14 protein-coding genes are annotated in these 15340 nt (G+C 63.1%); 9 read left to right on the forward strand and 5 right to left on the reverse strand.

Annotation, left to right across the window (positions count from 1 at the left end; genetic code table 11):
* Nucleotides 1–27: 27 nt before the first annotated feature.
* Together ATY02_RS32475 and ATY02_RS32480 are read right to left on the reverse strand one after the other, a co-directional pair.
* Complete coding sequence (locus ATY02_RS32475) at nucleotides 28–1680, reverse strand: acyl-CoA dehydrogenase family protein (RefSeq protein WP_068579631.1); 1653 nt, start codon at nucleotides 1678–1680, stop codon at nucleotides 28–30.
* A gap of 74 nt (nucleotides 1681–1754) precedes the next feature.
* A complete protein-coding gene (locus ATY02_RS32480; protein WP_068579628.1) occupies nucleotides 1755–4121 on the reverse strand; it encodes a hybrid sensor histidine kinase/response regulator in 2367 nt (788 codons plus the stop codon).
* Between the two features lie 281 nt (nucleotides 4122–4402).
* Here ATY02_RS32480 and ATY02_RS32485 point away from each other — a divergent pair, with 281 nt between their 5' ends.
* From ATY02_RS32485 to ATY02_RS32500, 4 genes are all read left to right on the forward strand, one after another.
* Complete coding sequence (locus tag ATY02_RS32485) at nucleotides 4403–5200, forward strand: hydroxymethylpyrimidine/phosphomethylpyrimidine kinase (protein ID WP_068579625.1); 798 nt, start codon at nucleotides 4403–4405, stop codon at nucleotides 5198–5200.
* 18 nt (nucleotides 5201–5218) lie between these two features.
* Nucleotides 5219–5842, forward strand: coding sequence for a thiamine phosphate synthase (gene thiE, locus ATY02_RS32490; RefSeq protein ID WP_068579622.1), 624 nt, complete (start codon nucleotides 5219–5221; stop codon nucleotides 5840–5842).
* Nucleotides 5843–5862: 20 nt separating this feature from the next.
* Nucleotides 5863–7146: a glutamate-1-semialdehyde 2,1-aminomutase gene (gene hemL, locus ATY02_RS32495; protein ID WP_068579618.1), complete on the forward strand. Its 1284-nt coding sequence runs from the start codon at nucleotides 5863–5865 to the stop codon at nucleotides 7144–7146.
* Nucleotides 7147–7366: 220 nt separating this feature from the next.
* Nucleotides 7367–7921: a tetratricopeptide repeat protein gene (locus ATY02_RS32500; RefSeq protein WP_068579613.1), complete on the forward strand. Its 555-nt coding sequence runs from the start codon at nucleotides 7367–7369 to the stop codon at nucleotides 7919–7921.
* Between the two features lie 65 nt (nucleotides 7922–7986).
* On the opposite strand, the gene ATY02_RS32505 is transcribed toward ATY02_RS32500, so the two are convergent.
* Complete coding sequence (locus tag ATY02_RS32505; RefSeq protein ID WP_007927079.1) at nucleotides 7987–8313, reverse strand: DUF1820 family protein; 327 nt, start codon at nucleotides 8311–8313, stop codon at nucleotides 7987–7989.
* Between the two features lie 133 nt (nucleotides 8314–8446).
* Between ATY02_RS32505 and miaB the strand changes: the two genes are divergently transcribed.
* The 5 genes from miaB (at nucleotide 8447) to lnt (ending at nucleotide 14031) form a co-directional block, all read left to right on the forward strand.
* Nucleotides 8447–9775, forward strand: coding sequence for a tRNA (N6-isopentenyl adenosine(37)-C2)-methylthiotransferase MiaB (gene miaB / locus ATY02_RS32510; protein ID WP_068579610.1), 1329 nt, complete (start codon nucleotides 8447–8449; stop codon nucleotides 9773–9775).
* Between the two features lie 188 nt (nucleotides 9776–9963).
* Nucleotides 9964–10983 (forward strand): PhoH family protein, encoded by a 1020-nt coding sequence (locus ATY02_RS32515; protein WP_068579607.1) that lies wholly within the window; start codon nucleotides 9964–9966, stop codon nucleotides 10981–10983.
* Nucleotides 10976–11434: an rRNA maturation RNase YbeY gene (ybeY, locus tag ATY02_RS32520; protein WP_068579606.1), complete on the forward strand. Its 459-nt coding sequence runs from the start codon at nucleotides 10976–10978 to the stop codon at nucleotides 11432–11434. The genes ATY02_RS32515 and ybeY overlap by 8 nt, the downstream gene beginning before the upstream one ends.
* A 43-nt stretch (nucleotides 11435–11477) precedes the next feature.
* Nucleotides 11478–12317 carry an HlyC/CorC family transporter gene (locus ATY02_RS32525; protein ID WP_068579604.1) on the forward strand — a complete coding sequence of 280 codons (840 nt, stop codon included), beginning with the start codon at nucleotides 11478–11480 and terminating at the stop codon, nucleotides 12315–12317.
* A gap of 190 nt (nucleotides 12318–12507) precedes the next feature.
* Nucleotides 12508–14031, forward strand: a complete 1524-nt coding sequence (gene lnt / locus ATY02_RS32530; RefSeq protein WP_068579666.1) for an apolipoprotein N-acyltransferase — start codon at nucleotides 12508–12510, stop codon at nucleotides 14029–14031.
* Between the two features lie 36 nt (nucleotides 14032–14067).
* Here lnt and ATY02_RS32535 read toward each other — a convergent pair whose 3' ends face one another.
* Together ATY02_RS32535 and ATY02_RS32540 are read right to left on the reverse strand one after the other, a co-directional pair.
* A complete protein-coding gene (locus ATY02_RS32535) occupies nucleotides 14068–14829 on the reverse strand; it encodes a YdcF family protein (RefSeq protein WP_068579602.1) in 762 nt (253 codons plus the stop codon).
* A 126-nt stretch (nucleotides 14830–14955) separates the two neighbouring features.
* Nucleotides 14956–15276 carry a hypothetical protein gene (locus ATY02_RS32540; protein WP_068579601.1) on the reverse strand — a complete coding sequence of 107 codons (321 nt, stop codon included), beginning with the start codon at nucleotides 15274–15276 and terminating at the stop codon, nucleotides 14956–14958.
* Nucleotides 15277–15340: the final 64 nt, after the last annotated feature.

Genomic DNA, 15340 nt, shown 5'->3' on the forward strand with positions numbered 1-15340 from the left:
GGCCGGCGAACCGACCCCGGCCACGCCTCAGAAGCCCTGTGGAGTGGAGCGGGCAACGATGGCGGCTACGTCCAGCCCACGCGGCAGGGTGCCGTAGACCCGCCCGGACTGGCCACCCAGGCGACTGGCGATGAAGGCATCGGCGACCACCTGGTTGCCGGCCTCCAGCAGTAGCTTGGCTTGCAGGCCCAGGGCAATGTCCTCGGTCAGCTGGCGAGCGCGATACTGGATGTCATCGGTGTCCTTGAAACCCGCCTTCAGCCCGGCGATATGGGCGGCCAGATGCTTGTCGCCATGGCCATCGCCCAACTCGGCGAACAACGCATCGAGCACGCCTGGCTCCTTCGACAGGGCCCGCAGCACATCCAGGCACTGGACGTTGCCGGAACCTTCCCAGGTGGAATTCACCGGCGCCTCGCGGTACAGCCGCGGCAGGATGCTGTCCTCGACATAACCGGCGCCGCCCATGCATTCGGCGGCTTCGTTGATCATGGCCGGGGCCCGCTTGCAGATCCAGTACTTGCCCACCGCCGTCACCAGGCGCGAGAACTTCGCTTCCTGGGCATCGTCCTGGTGATCCAGGGCCCGGCCCATGCGCATGCTCAGGGCCAGGGCGGCCTCGCTCTCCAGGGCCAGGTCGGCCAGCACGTTCTGCATCAGCGGCTGCTCGCCGAGCACCCGGCCACCGACGCTGCGATGGGCACAATGATGGCTGGCCTGGGTCAGGGCCTGGCGCATCAGCGAGCTGGAACCGACCATGCAGTCGAAGCGGGTCATGGCCACCATCTCGATGATGGTCGGCACCCCTCGACCCTCCTCTCCCACCATCCAGGCCAGGGCGCCGCGAAACTCCACTTCGCTGGAAGCGTTGGATTGGTTGCCCAGCTTGTTCTTCAGGCGCTGGATATAGAACTGGTTGCGACTGTCATCCGGGCGATGGCGCGGCAGCAGGAAACAGGTCAGGCCCTTATCGGTCTGGGCCAGGGTCAGGAAGGCATCGCACATCGGCGCCGAGCAGAACCACTTGTGCCCGACCAGCTCATAGGCCTGCCCCGGCCCCGTGGCCCCTACCGGGTAGGCCCGGGTGGTGTTGGCGCGCACATCGGTACCGCCCTGTTTCTCGGTCATGGCCATGCCGATGGTCAACCCGGCCTTGTGCTGCATGCCGACGTTGCGCGGGTCGTACTCGGTGGCGAGGATCTTCGGCAACCACTGCTCGGCGATATCCGGCTGTAGCTTCAAGGCCGGTACACAGGCGAAGGTCATGGTCAGCGGGCAGCCGCTGCCGGCCTCGGCCTGGCTGTGCAGGTAGGTCATGGCGGCCCGTGCCACGTGGGCGCCAGGCTGGGGATGGGTCCAGGGCAAGGACGTGAGGCCACCCTCGATCGCCGCCTGCATCAGCTGATGGTAGGCCGGGTGAAACTCCACCAGGTCGACCCGGTGGCCGAAGCGGTCATGGCTGTTGAACACCGGCTTGTTCTGGTTGGCCAGGAACCCCGCTTCCATCAACGGACCACCCGCCAGGGCCCCGTAGGCCTCGACCCGGGACTCGGCCCAGCCGGCATCGAACCGGCGCATCCATTGCTGCAACGGCAGGTCGATCCGATAGAGGTTGGCGCCATCCAGGGCAGGCGGCTGGTTGGTCACTTCGTGGGTTTCAGCGAACTGGTGGAGGTTCATCACAGGGCTCCTTCAGGGTGTGCCAAGCCCCCAGTTAAGCACCCACCCCAGCCCGAACAAAGTGGCATATACGCCTAAATGTCGGCGCTTTCGCCCTGTTCCACGCGCAATACGCATGTGGCCAGCACAGCCTGCAACTCCTCGAACTTCACCGGTTTGCCCAGGTAATCGATGGCGGGGCCCGCGGCACATCCCTCGGAGCCTGGCGTACAGGCCAAGAGAATCGGCAGGTGTGCATAACCCGGTAACGCCTGGACCTGAAGACGAAATGCGCCCAGCTGGGCAGTGCTGATATCGCCATCCACCAGCACCCCGCTGATAGCCTCGCGCCCCAGGGCCTGCAAGGCATCCGTGGGCCCGGCAACGGTACGCACCCGGTACCCCAACTTGAGCAGCATGCCTCGCAGTACCAATTGATTGACGTCGTTGTCATCCACCAGCAGCACGGTGCAATCCTGGGGGCGGCGTCGCTGGGCAATCTCAGGAGCGCGAGCCAGTGGCTCCTGGGAGTCCAGCTCCACATGCAGGCGGAAACAACTGCCCTGGCCAGGGCTGGACTCATGGGTCAACTGCCCGCCCAGCAGTTCCACCAATTGCCGGCAGATCGCCAGGCCGATGCCCAGGCCACCGTACTCACGGGTCATGGTGCCATCGAGCTGGAAGAAGCGTTGGTACAAGGTGGCCTCGTCCAGATTGACGAAACCTATCCCGCTGTCGACCACCTCGAAGATCAGGCTCACTCGACCTGCCCGTGCAGGCCTGCTGATCACTCGCAAGGTCACGCCACCGCTAGGGGTGAACTTGACCGCGTTTTCCAGCAGGCACTCCAGGCAATGGCTGAGCTTGCAGCGGTCTCCCAGGAGGCGGTCAGGCATGTTCGCACCCAGGTCGACCTGGAAAGACAGGGACTTGTTGGCGGCACTGGCCCCGAACTGGGTCTGCAGGGTGCTCAACAGCGAGCGCAGGCTGAATGGCTGGAGTTGGGCCGTGAGCTTGCCGGCCTGCAGCTCGGTCAGGGTCAGAATGCCATTGACCATGCGCATCATGTCCCGTGCAGAGCCGGCGGCGGTCTGCTGGTATTGCTCAAGCTCCGGGTCCAACTCCAGGGTCTGCATCAACTCCAGGGAGCCGATGACCCCGTTCATCGGGGTCCGCAGTTCATGGGTCAAGGTGGCCAGGAACTCATCCTTGAGCCGGTTGCTGTGGGCCAGTTGCTGGTTCAGCACTTCCAGTTTCTGTCCGGTCTCCAACAGGGTCTGGGCCTGTTGCTCGCGCATCGAGTTGATGCGGTCGGCCAGGGCCAGGGAGAGCAGTGCCACCTCGATCGCCGAGCCGATCTGGCTGGCATACATGGTCAGGAACACGTTGGGCAGGTAGCCCAGCACCATCAGCGTGTTGATCACGCCTCCGAACAGGAAGGCCGACCAGGCGATGATGAAGTAGCGCGCCACCCGCAAGCCACGGCACCAGGCGACGATTCCCGCCACATAGATCACCACGGTGAAGACCAGGGCCAGGGTCGTGGCCAGGCGCAGCGCCAGGGCATAGCTGGTCATCAGCGACAGGGCCATGACCACGGCCCCAAAGGCCATCAGCGCCAGCAAGACACGATCGACCCAGGGGCTATGCCGGGCCGTTTGCAGGAAACTACGGGCGAACTGGCTGCCGAACAGGCCGGCAGAACCGATGAAGAAAGGTGTCGCGGCGTTGGCCCACCAGGGGTTGTCGGGCCAGAAGTACTCCACCGCAGCACCATTGACCGATAACTGGTAGAGACCGAAAGAAGCGATATAGACGATGTAGTAGAGGTAGCTGGTGTCGCGGACGCTGAGGTAGATGAACAGGTTGTATACCAGCATGCCCAGCAACACCCCGTAGATCAGCCCGAGCACGTACAACCGCATGGGCTGTGCCTCGAGATAAGCGGTGCTGGACCAGAGGCTCACCGGCGCCTGGATCGACCCCTCACTGGCCAGGCGCAGGTAGACGGTCTTGTGTTCGTGGGGCGAGAAATTCAGATGGAACAGGTAGTTGTTCTGGCGAATCTGCCGACTGTCGAAGGGCAAGGCATCGCCGGTGTGCCCGGCCAGGCGATAACCGCCAGCTTCGTCGGGAAGATACAGGTCCAGACGATCCAGCGGCGGATAGGCCAGCTCCAGCAACCAGCTACGTTGCGCTGCGGGGTTCGCGGGGCGATAGTCCAGATCGATCTTCAGCCAGAACGCCGAACGCGAATAGCCGGCATTGAGGGTGTCTTTTTCGTGGGGCTTGAATAGTGCGGCCAGGGGGCCTGAGCTGACATCGGCGATCGTGGCTTCGCCACCGGCATCCTCCAGGACTTGCATCACTCGGCCCAGGGGCAGGTGCGAAGTGAACTCGTCGAACTCGACGGCACCAGCCAGCATCGGCAAGCTCAACAGCAACATCAGCAAATAGCGCATTAAAGCCCCGGCGTGGCTTGTCCGGTTGTGTCAGGAAGTCCCCCCATATCCCTTTGAGTAGACGTCAACCAGCATGACCTGTTATTGGTTTGAATCCACTCTAGCATAGCCGCTGATGGCCATTGAGCACCATTGAAAATTTTAGGCTAAAGGCTCTAGGACGGGCATTTCAGCGCAATCACGCGAGCTAGAGCTGTTGCATCGGTCAGGATCGTGATCCATATCGCCAGCGCCACGCCAAGCACCGCGCTCCAAAGCGTTTGGTGGTAAGCTCGCCGCCCATGAATATCTACAGCTCCCGCCCCGTTGTCCTCTGTCTCTCCGGCCACGACCCCAGTGGCGGCGCCGGCTTGCAGGCAGATATCGAAGCCCTGCTGGCCCAGGGTTGTCACGCAGCTCCGGCTGTCACCGCCCTGACCGTGCAGGACACGGTCAACGTCAGCGATTTCCGCGTCCTGGATCGCGAGTGGGTATTGGCCCAGGCCAATGCCGTGCTCAACGACTCCACCGTCGCCGCGGTCAAGCTGGGCATGCTCGGTTCCCTGGAGATGGTCGACACCGTGGTCGAACTGCTCCAGGCGCACCCGCACCTGCCACTGGTCTGCGATCCGGTGTTGCGCGCCGGCGGCGGTGGCCGCCTGGGCAAGGATGAAGTGGGCTACGCCATGCGCGAGCGCTTGTTGCCCCTGGCGACCATTGCCACCCCCAACCTCCCTGAAGCCCGGATCCTGGCGGAACTGCCCGAAGGCACCGCCGACCAATGCGCCGAAAAACTCCTGCCCTACATCAAGTACCTGCTGATCACCGGCGGCCACGGCGACGAACACGAAGTGCACAACCGCCTGTACGGCCGCGACGGCCTGCGCGCAACCTATACCTGCCAGCGCCTGCCCGGCAGCTACCACGGCTCCGGTTGTACCCTGGCCAGCGCCCTCGCCGGTCGCCTGGCCCAGGGCGAGCATCTGGCCAGCGCAGTACAGACAGCCCTGGACTACACCTGGCGTACCTTGCGCGACGCCGAACAACTGGGCCGCGGTCAATTCGTCCCGCGCCGCTTGCCATTGGATTTCTGCTCGTAATGCCCTGAGGCCCGCCCAATGAAGCTACGTGGTCTATACGCCATCACCGACAGCCAGCTGATGGCTGGCAAGCTCCTGGAATACGTGGAGGCCGCGCTCGATGGTGGCGTCACCCTGTTGCAGTATCGCGACAAAAGTACCGATCAAGCCCGACGCCTGCGGGAGGCCGAGGCCCTGCTCGGCCTCTGCGAGCGCTACAAGACCCGCCTGATCATCAACGACGACGCCGAGCTGGCCGCGCGCATCGGTGCCGGCGTGCACCTGGGCCAGACCGACGGCCCGCTGACCCCGGCGCGGTCCCTGCTGGGACGCCAGGCGATCATCGGCGCCACCTGCCACAGCCAGTTGGAGCTGGCCGAGCAAGCGGCCAGCGAAGGTGCCAGTTACGTCGCCTTCGGCCGCTTCTTCAATTCCACCACCAAACCGGGCGCACCTGCTGCCAGCCTCGAGCTGTTGGACCAGGCCCGGGCCAGCCTGCAACTGCCGATCTGCGCGATCGGCGGCATCACCCTGGATAACGCCGCACCGCTGGTCAGCCATGGCGCCGACCTGCTGGCCGTGGTCCACGGGCTGTTCGGCGCCGACAGCGCCGAGCAGGTGACCCGTCGTGCCCGCGCCTTCAATGCCTTGTTCGATCTTTGAAACTTTTTGAGAGCCCTGCCATGTCTCGTTCCGAAACATTGTTCGCCAACGCCCAGAAACACATCCCCGGTGGCGTCAACTCGCCGGTCCGCGCTTTTCGCAGCGTGGGTGGCACCCCGCTGTTCTTCAAGCACGCCGAAGGTGCCTACGTCACCGACGAAGATGACAAGCGCTATGTCGACTACGTCGGCTCCTGGGGCCCGATGATCCTCGGCCACAGCCACCCGCAAGTGCTGGACGCCGTTCGCGAGCAGCTGGTGCACGGCCTGTCCTACGGCGCGCCGACCGCCATGGAGACCGAGATGGCCGACCTGGTGTGCTCCATCGTGCCGTCCATGGAGATGGTGCGCATGGTCAGCTCGGGCACCGAGGCCACCATGAGCGCCATTCGCCTGGCCCGTGGCTACACCGGCCGCGACGCCATCATCAAGTTCGAAGGCTGCTACCACGGTCACTCCGACAGCCTGCTGGTCAAGGCTGGCTCCGGCCTGCTGACCCAGGGCGTGCCAAGCTCGGCCGGGGTACCAGCCGACTTCGCCAAGCACACCCTGACCCTGCCGTTCAACGACATCGCCGCCGTCGAGAAGACCCTCGCCGAAGTCGGCCAGACCGTGGCCTGCATCATCGTCGAGCCAGTGGCTGGCAACATGAACTGCGTACCACCCGCGCCAGGCTTCCTCGAAGGCCTGCGCGAGCAGTGCGACAAACACGGCGTGGTGCTGATCTTCGACGAAGTGATGACCGGTTTTCGCGTCGCGCTCGGTGGCGCCCAGGGCCACTACGGCATCACCCCCGACCTGTCGACCTTCGGCAAGATCGTCGGCGGTGGCATGCCGGTAGGCTGCTTCGGTGGCAAGCGCGAGATCATGGGTTGCATCGCCCCACTGGGCCCGGTCTACCAGGCCGGCACCCTGTCGGGTAACCCACTGGCCATGGCCGCCGGCCTGACCACGCTGAAACTGATCAGCCGCCCGGGCTTCCACGCCGAGCTGAGCGACTACACCAGCCGCCTGCTCGAAGGCCTGCAACAACGCGCCGATGCCGCCGGCATCCCGTTCGTCACCACCCAGGCAGGCGGCATGTTCGGCCTGTACTTCAGCGGCGCTGACGACATCGTCACCTTCGACGATGTGATGGCCAGCGACGCCGATCTGTTCAAGCGTTTCTTCCACCTGATGCTCGAAGGTGGCGTGTACCTGGCGCCAAGCGCCTTCGAAGCCGGCTTCACCTCGATTGCCCACGGCGAGACCGAGCTGAAGCTGACCCTGGATGCCGCGGAACGCGCATTTGCCGCGCTCAAGTAAGCGCTAGCCGGCGGGCGCAGCCATCGACTGTGCCCGTCGCTGCCTTTACACAGGCATTGCCCCGGTCAATCCGGGATATGCTGGACAAACCAGCAGATATCACGCCCATGCAGCAGAAAAACGAGTAAAGACTTTGTAAGGTGGGCCCTGCTTATTTCATAATGCGCGCTTATTGGGCCCCACGCTGGGCCGCGCGCCCCTCAGAGGTAAGTCGATTCCCATGAACCGCACCGGCCGCGCCCTGACACTGGGCTGCCTGTTGCTCCTTCAACCCCTGCTCGCGCATGCACAAGCAGGCGGCAACTCGTTGTTGATCCCTGCGCTGGGGCGCTGCACTCTCGATCCCCAGGCCCAGGAACAAGCCGAGGCGCTCGCTGCGTGCCAGAAAGCCGCCGATGAAGGGGATGCACAGGCGCAATACGAGCTGGGCGAGTTCTACTACGAAGGCAAAGCCACGCCGCGCGACCTCAACCAGGCCCTGAGCTACTTCGAGAAAGCCTCGCTGCAAGGCCACGCCCAGGCACAGTTCAAGCTGGGCACCATGTTCTTCCATGGCGAAGGCGTACCGGCCAACAACGTCCAGGCCTACATCGTCTTGAAGATGGCGGCGGTCAATGGCGCCGAGGATGCCCTGGATACTGCCGATGAAGTCGCCGAGCACATGCAGCGCGACGAGCTGGAAGTCGCCACCCAGGTATTGGGTCAGATCTTTCGCAAATACCTGCTCGAACTGCAGAGCGCCGATGGGCGTTCGCCCTTCTCCCCCCTGCCCTGACAACCCTTGCCAGCCATTGGCCGGCAAAGAAAGGCAGGCGCTTGCGCAAGCGCTATCGAACGACGTTACTTCTCGGGCATCGGCATCGGGAATGGCATGACGTTGCTCACGCCCCGGGCTTCACTGATCTTTGGCGTACCCAGGCGCTCCACTTCGTCGATACGCACGATCGAATGCATCGGCACGAAACTGCGCACCACGCCTTCGAACTGCGCCTTGAGCTTCTCTTCGCTGGGATCGACCACCACCTGCGTACGCTCGCCAAAGACGAACTCCTCAACCTCCAGGAAGCCCCACAGATCGCTCTGATAGATCTGCTTGGCGTACATCTCGAACACCTGGCCCTGGTTGAGGAAAATCACCTTGTAGATTGGAGCTTCGCGTTTGGTCATGGTTGGCCGGTAGTACATCGGGGGATAAAAAAGGGGCGCGAACTATAGCATAGCTACCCGATGCACAACCCTAGGAACCTGTAGGCATGGCCCCTATAATGCGCGGTTCTTTGAATCACGTGATGACCCGTCCATGGCCAAGAAGCTTTACATCGAAACCCACGGTTGCCAGATGAACGAGTACGACAGCTCGCGCATGGTGGATCTGCTGGGTGAACACCAGGCCCTGGAAGTCACGGCTCGCGCCGAAGACGCGGACGTCATCCTGCTCAACACCTGCTCCATCCGCGAACGCGCCCAGGACCGGGTCTACTCCCAACTGGGGCGTTGGCGCGAGCTGAAACTGGCCAACCCGGAAATGGTGATCGCCGTGGGCGGGTGCGTAGCCAGCCAGGAAGGCGCGGCCATTCGCGATCGGGCGCCGTACGTTGACGTGGTCTTCGGCCCACAGACCCTGCACCGCCTGCCGGAAATGATCGATATCGCCCGCGTCACCAAGCTACCGCAGGTGGATGTCTCGTTCCCTGAGATCGAGAAGTTCGACCACTTGCCCGAGCCGCGGATCGACGGCCCCAGTGCCTATGTCTCGGTGATGGAAGGTTGCAGCAAATACTGCACCTTCTGCGTGGTGCCCTACACCCGTGGCGAGGAAGTCAGCCGGCCCTTCGACGACGTGATCGCCGAGATCATCCACCTGGCGGAAAACGGCGTCCGCGAGGTCACCCTGCTGGGCCAGAACGTCAATGGCTACCGCGGCCAGACCCATGAAGGGCGTACAGCGGACCTGGCCGAACTGATCCGCGTGGTGGCCGCCGTCGATGGCATCGAGCGGATCCGCTACACCACCTCGCATCCCCTGGAGTTCTCCGACAGCCTGATCCAGGCCCACGCCGAAGTGCCGGAACTGGTGAAACACCTGCACCTGCCGGTCCAGTCGGGCTCCGACCGTATCCTGGCGGCGATGAAACGCAACCATACCGCCCTGGAGTACAAGTCCAAGTTGCGCAAGCTGCGCGCTGCGGTACCGGGGATCTGCATCAGCTCGGACTTCATCGTCGGCTTCCCCGGCGAGACCGAGAAGGACTTCCAGCAGACCATGAAGCTCATCGAAGATGTGGGCTTCGATTTTTCCTACTCCTTCGTCTACAGCCAGCGCCCGGGGACTCCGGCCGCCGACCTGGCGGACGATACTCCCGAGGCACTGAAGAAAGAGCGCCTCAATGCCTTGCAGCACCGACTGAACCAGCAGGGGTTTGAAATCAGCCGACAGATGGTCGGCTCCACCCAGCGCATCCTGGTAACCGACTACTCGAAGAAGGACCCGGGTGAACTGCAGGGGCGGACCGAGAACAATCGAATCGTCAACTTCCGCTGCGATGATCCCAAGCTGATCGGCCAGTTCGCCGATGTCCACATCGACTCGGCGCAGCCTCACTCACTGCGTGGCTCGCTGCTATCGTAAAACCATGACCCCGACCCTGGACGGAGCTGGCTCTCCAGTGCACGCACTCTTCGAGCCGCCAGGCTCCATCGGTCGAACACAGGAGAAAGACGCCAGCAACCACCCCGGCGCATAAGAGCTTTCGCACCCAGGCTGCTGGCGTTATCCTTGAATTCATCTTAATTGCCGTTGGGCGGCTAAAAACGACCTTGAACGCACCCATAGAACCTCATCGTTTCATCCTCGAGCCTTTCGAGGCTCGCCGCTTCGCCAATCTGTGCGGGCAGTTCGACGAGCATTTGCGCTTGATCGAGCAGCGCCTGACGATCGAGATCCGCAATCGCGGCAACCAGTTCGAACTGATCGGCGAACCCAAGCACACCACCTCCGCGGAAAACCTCCTGCGCCGCCTGTACCGGGAAACCAAGGGTACCGAGCTGTCGCCGGACCTGGTGCACCTGTTCCTCCAGGAGTCGGCCGTGGAACAGCTGGACAATCCTTCGGTGGCCGATGCCGCGGTGGCCCTGCGCACTCGCAAGGGCATGATCCGTCCCCGTGGCCTGAACCAGCAGCGCTACGTCAAGGAAATCCTGGCCAACGACATCAACTTCGGCATCGGCCCAGCTGGCACCGGCAAGACCTACCTGGCGGTAGCCTGTGCAGTGGATGCCCTGGAGCGCGAGCAGGTGCGCCGCATCCTGCTGGTCCGCCCGGCGGTGGAAGCTGGCGAGAAACTGGGCTTTCTGCCGGGCGACCTGGCACAGAAGATCGACCCGTATCTGCGCCCCCTGTACGACGCGCTGTATGAAATGCTCGGTTTCGAGCATGTGGCCAAGCTGATCGAGCGCCAGGTCATCGAGATCGCGCCCTTGGCCTACATGCGCGGCCGTACCCTGAACAACAGCTTCATCATCCTCGACGAAAGCCAGAACACCACCGTGGAACAAATGAAGATGTTCCTCACCCGGATCGGCTTCGGCTCCACCGCGGTGATCACCGGCGACATCACCCAGGTCGACCTGCCCAAGGGCACCAAGTCTGGCCTGGCCCATGTGATCAAGGTGCTTGGCGACGTACCGGGAATCAGCTTCACTCATTTCATGCCCAAGGACGTGGTGCGCCATCCACTGGTGCAACGCATCGTCGAAGCCTACGAGCGCTTTGAACTGCTCAGTGCCGACGAAGCCGCCAAGACCGCTGCCGACAGGGGCAACCGCCACGATGCTTGAGCTCGACCTGCAGCGCGCCAGCCAACAGCCGGCCCCCAGCGATGAACAGTTTCGCCAGTGGTGCGAGCTGGCCCTGCGCCAACGCACCGCTGATTCGGAACTGACCATCCGCCTGGTGGACGAAGCCGAAGGCCGCGAGCTGAACCACACCTGGCGTCATAAAGATTACGCCACCAATGTGCTGTCATTTCCCGCGGAAGTGCCGGATGAACTGCTGGATATCCCACTGCTGGGAGACCTGGTGATCTGCATCCCGGTGGTCGAGCGCGAAGCGGCCGAGCAAGGCAAGGCACTCGAGGCCCATTGGGCCCACCTGGTGATCCACGGCTGCTTGCATCTGCTGGGCTACGACCACATAGATGACGAAGAAGCCGAGGAAATGGAAGCACTGGAACGAACGTTGCTTGCAGAATTGGGTCATCCCGACCCTTATGCCGATGACGAAGACTGATCAACATCCACTTGTAACAACCTAAGGATTCAGAGCAATCGCTATGAGCGAAGATCGATCGAGCAACGGGCAAAAGTCATGGCTGGGCAAACTGACCCAGGCTTTTGCCCATGAGCCGAAAAACCGCCAGGAGCTGCTGGAGCTGCTGCGCGAAGCCCATCAGAACAAATTGCTGGACAGCGAAGCGCTGGCCATCGTCGAAGGCGCCATCCAGGTGGCTGACCTGCAAGTCCGGGACATCATGGTCCCGCGCTCGCAGATGATCAGCATCAAGGCGACCCAGACCCCCCGGGAATTCCTGCCCGCGGTCATCGACTCTGCGCACTCGCGCTACCCGGTGATCGGCGAAAGCCATGACGACGTGATGGGCGTCCTCCTGGCCAAGGACCTGCTGCCGCTGATCCTCAAGGAGAACGGCGACAGCTTCAACATCAAGGACCTGCTGCGCCCCGCCACCTTCGTGCCGGAGTCCAAGCGCCTGAACGTGCTGCTGCGCGAGTTCCGCGCCAACCATAACCACATGGCCATCGTCATCGACGAATACGGCGGCGTGGCGGGCCTGGTGACCATCGAGGACGTGCTGGAGCAGATCGTCGGCGACATCGAGGACGAGCATGACGTCGAGGAAGACAGCTACATCAAGCCCCTGCCCAGCGGCGACTTCCTGATCAAGGCGCTGACACCGATCGAGAACTTCAACGAGTTTTTCGACAGTGACTTCTCCGATGACGAGTTCGATACCGTGGGCGGCCTGGTAATGAGTGCCTTCGGCCACTTGCCAAAACGCAACGAAATCACTGAAATCGGCGCCTATCGCTTCCGCGTACTCAATGCCGATAGCCGACGGATCCATCTGCTGCGCCTGACCCCCGTTTCCCGCTGAGGAACAGAGGTCACCGACCTGCCCCGCATGGACCAGCGCCCCAAGCCCGAAAAACCGGTCTTGGGGTGCTGATCTTGCGGGGCAGGTCGGTCGTGGAGTGCTGCGTGTCTCGACGCTCATCCGAATCAACCCGAACCCACTCCTCGCGCCATGCCCGACGCGACACAGGAAAGAGCTGATGAAACGCCTCTTGCAGCGCTCGACACGCCCCGGCTGGCCCGGCAACCTACTGGCCATGGTAGCTGGCGCGATTACCACCCTGGCCCTGGCCCCCTACGATATCTGGCCGCTGGCACTGCTGGCGGTCGGCTTGTTCTACGCCGGCCTGCGGGAACTGACTCCGCGCCAGGCGCTGGGTCGAGGCTGGTGCTTCGGCTTCGGCCTGTTCGGCGCCGGCACCAGCTGGATCTACGTCAGTATTCATACCTACGGTGGCGCTTCAGCCTTGCTTGCCGGCCTGCTGATGCTGGCGTTCATCGCCGCCATTGCCTGGTTCTTCGCTCTGCCCGCCTGGCTCTGGGCCCGCTGGCTACGGCGCAACGAAGCGCCTCTGGCCGACGCCCTGGCATTCGCCGCCCTATGGGTGGGCCAGGAAGCCTTCCGCGGTTGGTTCCTCACCGGTTTCCCCTGGCTCTACTCCGGCTACAGCCAGCTCGACGGCCCGCTGGCTGGATTGGCGCCCCTGGGCGGTATCTGGCTGATTTCCTTTGCCCTGGCCCTGACTGCCGCGCTGCTCTACAACCTGCCACGCCTGGCCAGGAATGGGCGTAAAGGGTTCATCGCCGCCGGCCTGGTGCTGCTGGCAGCACCCTGGGCAATCGGCCTGGCGCTCAAGGGCCATGCCTGGACCAGCCCATCGGGAGACCCGCTGTCGGTAGCGGCCATCCAGGGCAATATCGAGCAAAGCATGAAGTGGGACCCGGCGCAGCTCAACGCCCAGCTGGCGCTGTACCGCGACATGAGCATGAGCAGCAAGCGCGTGGATCTGCTGGTCTGGCCGGAAACCGCCGTGCCCGTGCTCAAGGAGTCCGCCGAAGGCTACCTGGCGATGATGGGCAACTTTGCCGCCGATCGTCACTCCGCGCTGATTACCGGGGTTCCGGTACGCCAACTGGTGCACCATGAGAAACGCTTTTTCAATGGCATCACCGTCACCGGCGAAGGTGATGGCACCTACCTCAAGCAAAAACTGGTGCCCTTCGGCGAGTACGTACCGCTACAAGAGGTGCTGCGTGGGCTGATCGACTTCTTCGACCTGCCAATGTCCGACTTCGCCCGCGGTCCAGCCGACCAGCCATTGCTGCAGGCCAAGGGCTATCAGATTGCGCCATTCATCTGCTACGAAGTGGTCTATCCCGAGTTCGCCGCTGGCCTGTCGGCTCGCAGCGACCTGTTGCTGACCATCAGCAACGACACTTGGTTCGGCACCTCCATCGGCCCCTTGCAACATCTGCAAATGGCCCAGATGCGGGCCCTGGAGGCTGGTCGCTGGATGATCCGCGCTACCAATAACGGCGTTACCGGCCTGATCGATCCATTCGGCAAGATCACCGCGCAGATCCCCCAGTTCGAACGCGGCATCCTCTACGGCGAAGTCGTGCCCATGCACAACCTGACGCCCTACCTGCATTGGCGTTCGTGGCCACTGATCGTGCTGTGCGCCCTGCTGTTTGGCTGGGCGCTGCTGACCAGCCGCATCGCCAAGACCGTCTGATACCTTTGATCCAGCCGGCTCCTGGGGAGCCGGCCCTCAACGGTAGAAAAGCCGGTAACCCAATTGGCCCGCCGCTTCATTGAGCAACTGGCCACTTTGCCAGATGGACTTGAACTCCGGCATCCAGCCGCCCAGTGGCCGGGCATTGTCCACTCCCAGGAAACCCACCGGCGCCGGCACCACCACGAACCCCGCACGCTCGAAACTCCAGGCCGAGCGCGGCATATGCCAGGCCTGGGTCACCACCACCACGCGCTTGATCCCCAGGGGCTGCAAGACTTCGGCAGTGAACTGGGCATTCTCCCAGGTCGTGCGGCTACGCCCCTCTTGCCAGCGCACTGTCACCCCAAAATCATTGAGCAATGACTCTGCCATGAGTGCCGCTTCGGTAGGTGGCGTGCCGTAGTGCAGGCCGCCACTGGTCAGCACCGGCAGGCCTGAGGCCTTGGCCAGGCGCGCAGCATAACGCTCACGCTCCAGGCCCACGCCGGTAGGCTGGTCGCTACCCCAGGCCGGGTCACCGCGCTCGCGACCGGAGCCCAGGACCACGATTGCATCTGCCTGCCCGGCCAGGCTGGCCCACTGGCTCTGTGGCAACGCAGGCAATTGCTCCAGGGCACGAGCCCCCCACTCCACCATCACTGGCAGGCTCATCAGCCAGAAACCACCCAGCCCCAGGACAAAGCAGCAGCGCGCCAGCCGCGGCCTGGAGCGGCGCAATAGCCAGGCGAGCAGAAGCAGAAGCAGGAGAATACCGGGGGGCAGCAGTAACTGTTTGATGAAATAGCGAAAAGGCATCGAGCATCTCCAAAAGATGCCCGAAGCCTATAGGGGATGCCTGTCCGGCAACAACCAATACCAACCACTTTCGCTTGCAAGGTCCTCGACAACGACCTTTATCGCCCAATGAAGGGCCCATGGGGCCTACTTGAACTGCCGGGACCGGACTTTCAGCTGATCCCGTACCGGCGCCTGGTCCTTCAGCCAGATGATCTCGGCCGAACGGGGCGCGCCCTGTTGCTGCAGACTGCCCAAAGCATTGATCTGCATGTCACGTTGACTGCGAGCCAGATAGGCCTTGATCAGTTCGAGCTCCGCAGGGCTCAAGCCCCGCAATTCCAACTCGACGGCGCGCTCGTCGCGCAACCGATCCGCGGTTCTTGCCGCGTCCAGGGCCAGAGCCAATCGATTCAGCAGCCGTTCGTACACCTCCGTATCTGTTGCTTTGCGCTGCGACTCAAGCATCCGTTCACCTCATTGAAGATAAGACTCACTCCCCTTTTTGAGCTTAGTCGGGCAGCCGCAGGCA

Source organism: Pseudomonas sp. BIOMIG1BAC, from assembly GCF_001705995.2.
Classification (GTDB): domain Bacteria; phylum Pseudomonadota; class Gammaproteobacteria; order Pseudomonadales; family Pseudomonadaceae; genus Aquipseudomonas; species Aquipseudomonas sessilinigenes.

Excerpts from the sequence above, each read along its gene's own strand:
- ATY02_RS32475 (WP_068579631.1), bottom strand. The coding sequence starts at position 1,680 with ATGAACCTCCACCAGTTCGCTGAAACCCACGAAGTGACCAACCAGCCG.
- ATY02_RS32480 (WP_068579628.1), bottom strand. The coding sequence starts at position 4,121 with ATGCGCTATTTGCTGATGTTGCTGTTGAGCTTGCCGATGCTGGCTGGT.
- ATY02_RS32485 (WP_068579625.1), top strand. The coding sequence starts at position 4,403 with ATGAATATCTACAGCTCCCGCCCCGTTGTCCTCTGTCTCTCCGGCCAC.
- thiE (WP_068579622.1), top strand. The coding sequence starts at position 5,219 with ATGAAGCTACGTGGTCTATACGCCATCACCGACAGCCAGCTGATGGCT.
- hemL (WP_068579618.1), top strand. The coding sequence starts at position 5,863 with ATGTCTCGTTCCGAAACATTGTTCGCCAACGCCCAGAAACACATCCCC.
- ATY02_RS32500 (WP_068579613.1), top strand. The coding sequence starts at position 7,367 with ATGAACCGCACCGGCCGCGCCCTGACACTGGGCTGCCTGTTGCTCCTT.
- ATY02_RS32505 (WP_007927079.1), bottom strand. The coding sequence starts at position 8,313 with ATGACCAAACGCGAAGCTCCAATCTACAAGGTGATTTTCCTCAACCAG.
- miaB (WP_068579610.1), top strand. The coding sequence starts at position 8,447 with ATGGCCAAGAAGCTTTACATCGAAACCCACGGTTGCCAGATGAACGAG.
- ybeY (WP_068579606.1), top strand. The coding sequence starts at position 10,976 with ATGCTTGAGCTCGACCTGCAGCGCGCCAGCCAACAGCCGGCCCCCAGC.
- ATY02_RS32525 (WP_068579604.1), top strand. The coding sequence starts at position 11,478 with ATGAGCGAAGATCGATCGAGCAACGGGCAAAAGTCATGGCTGGGCAAA.
- ATY02_RS32535 (WP_068579602.1), bottom strand. The coding sequence starts at position 14,829 with ATGCCTTTTCGCTATTTCATCAAACAGTTACTGCTGCCCCCCGGTATT.
- ATY02_RS32540 (WP_068579601.1), bottom strand. The coding sequence starts at position 15,276 with ATGCTTGAGTCGCAGCGCAAAGCAACAGATACGGAGGTGTACGAACGG.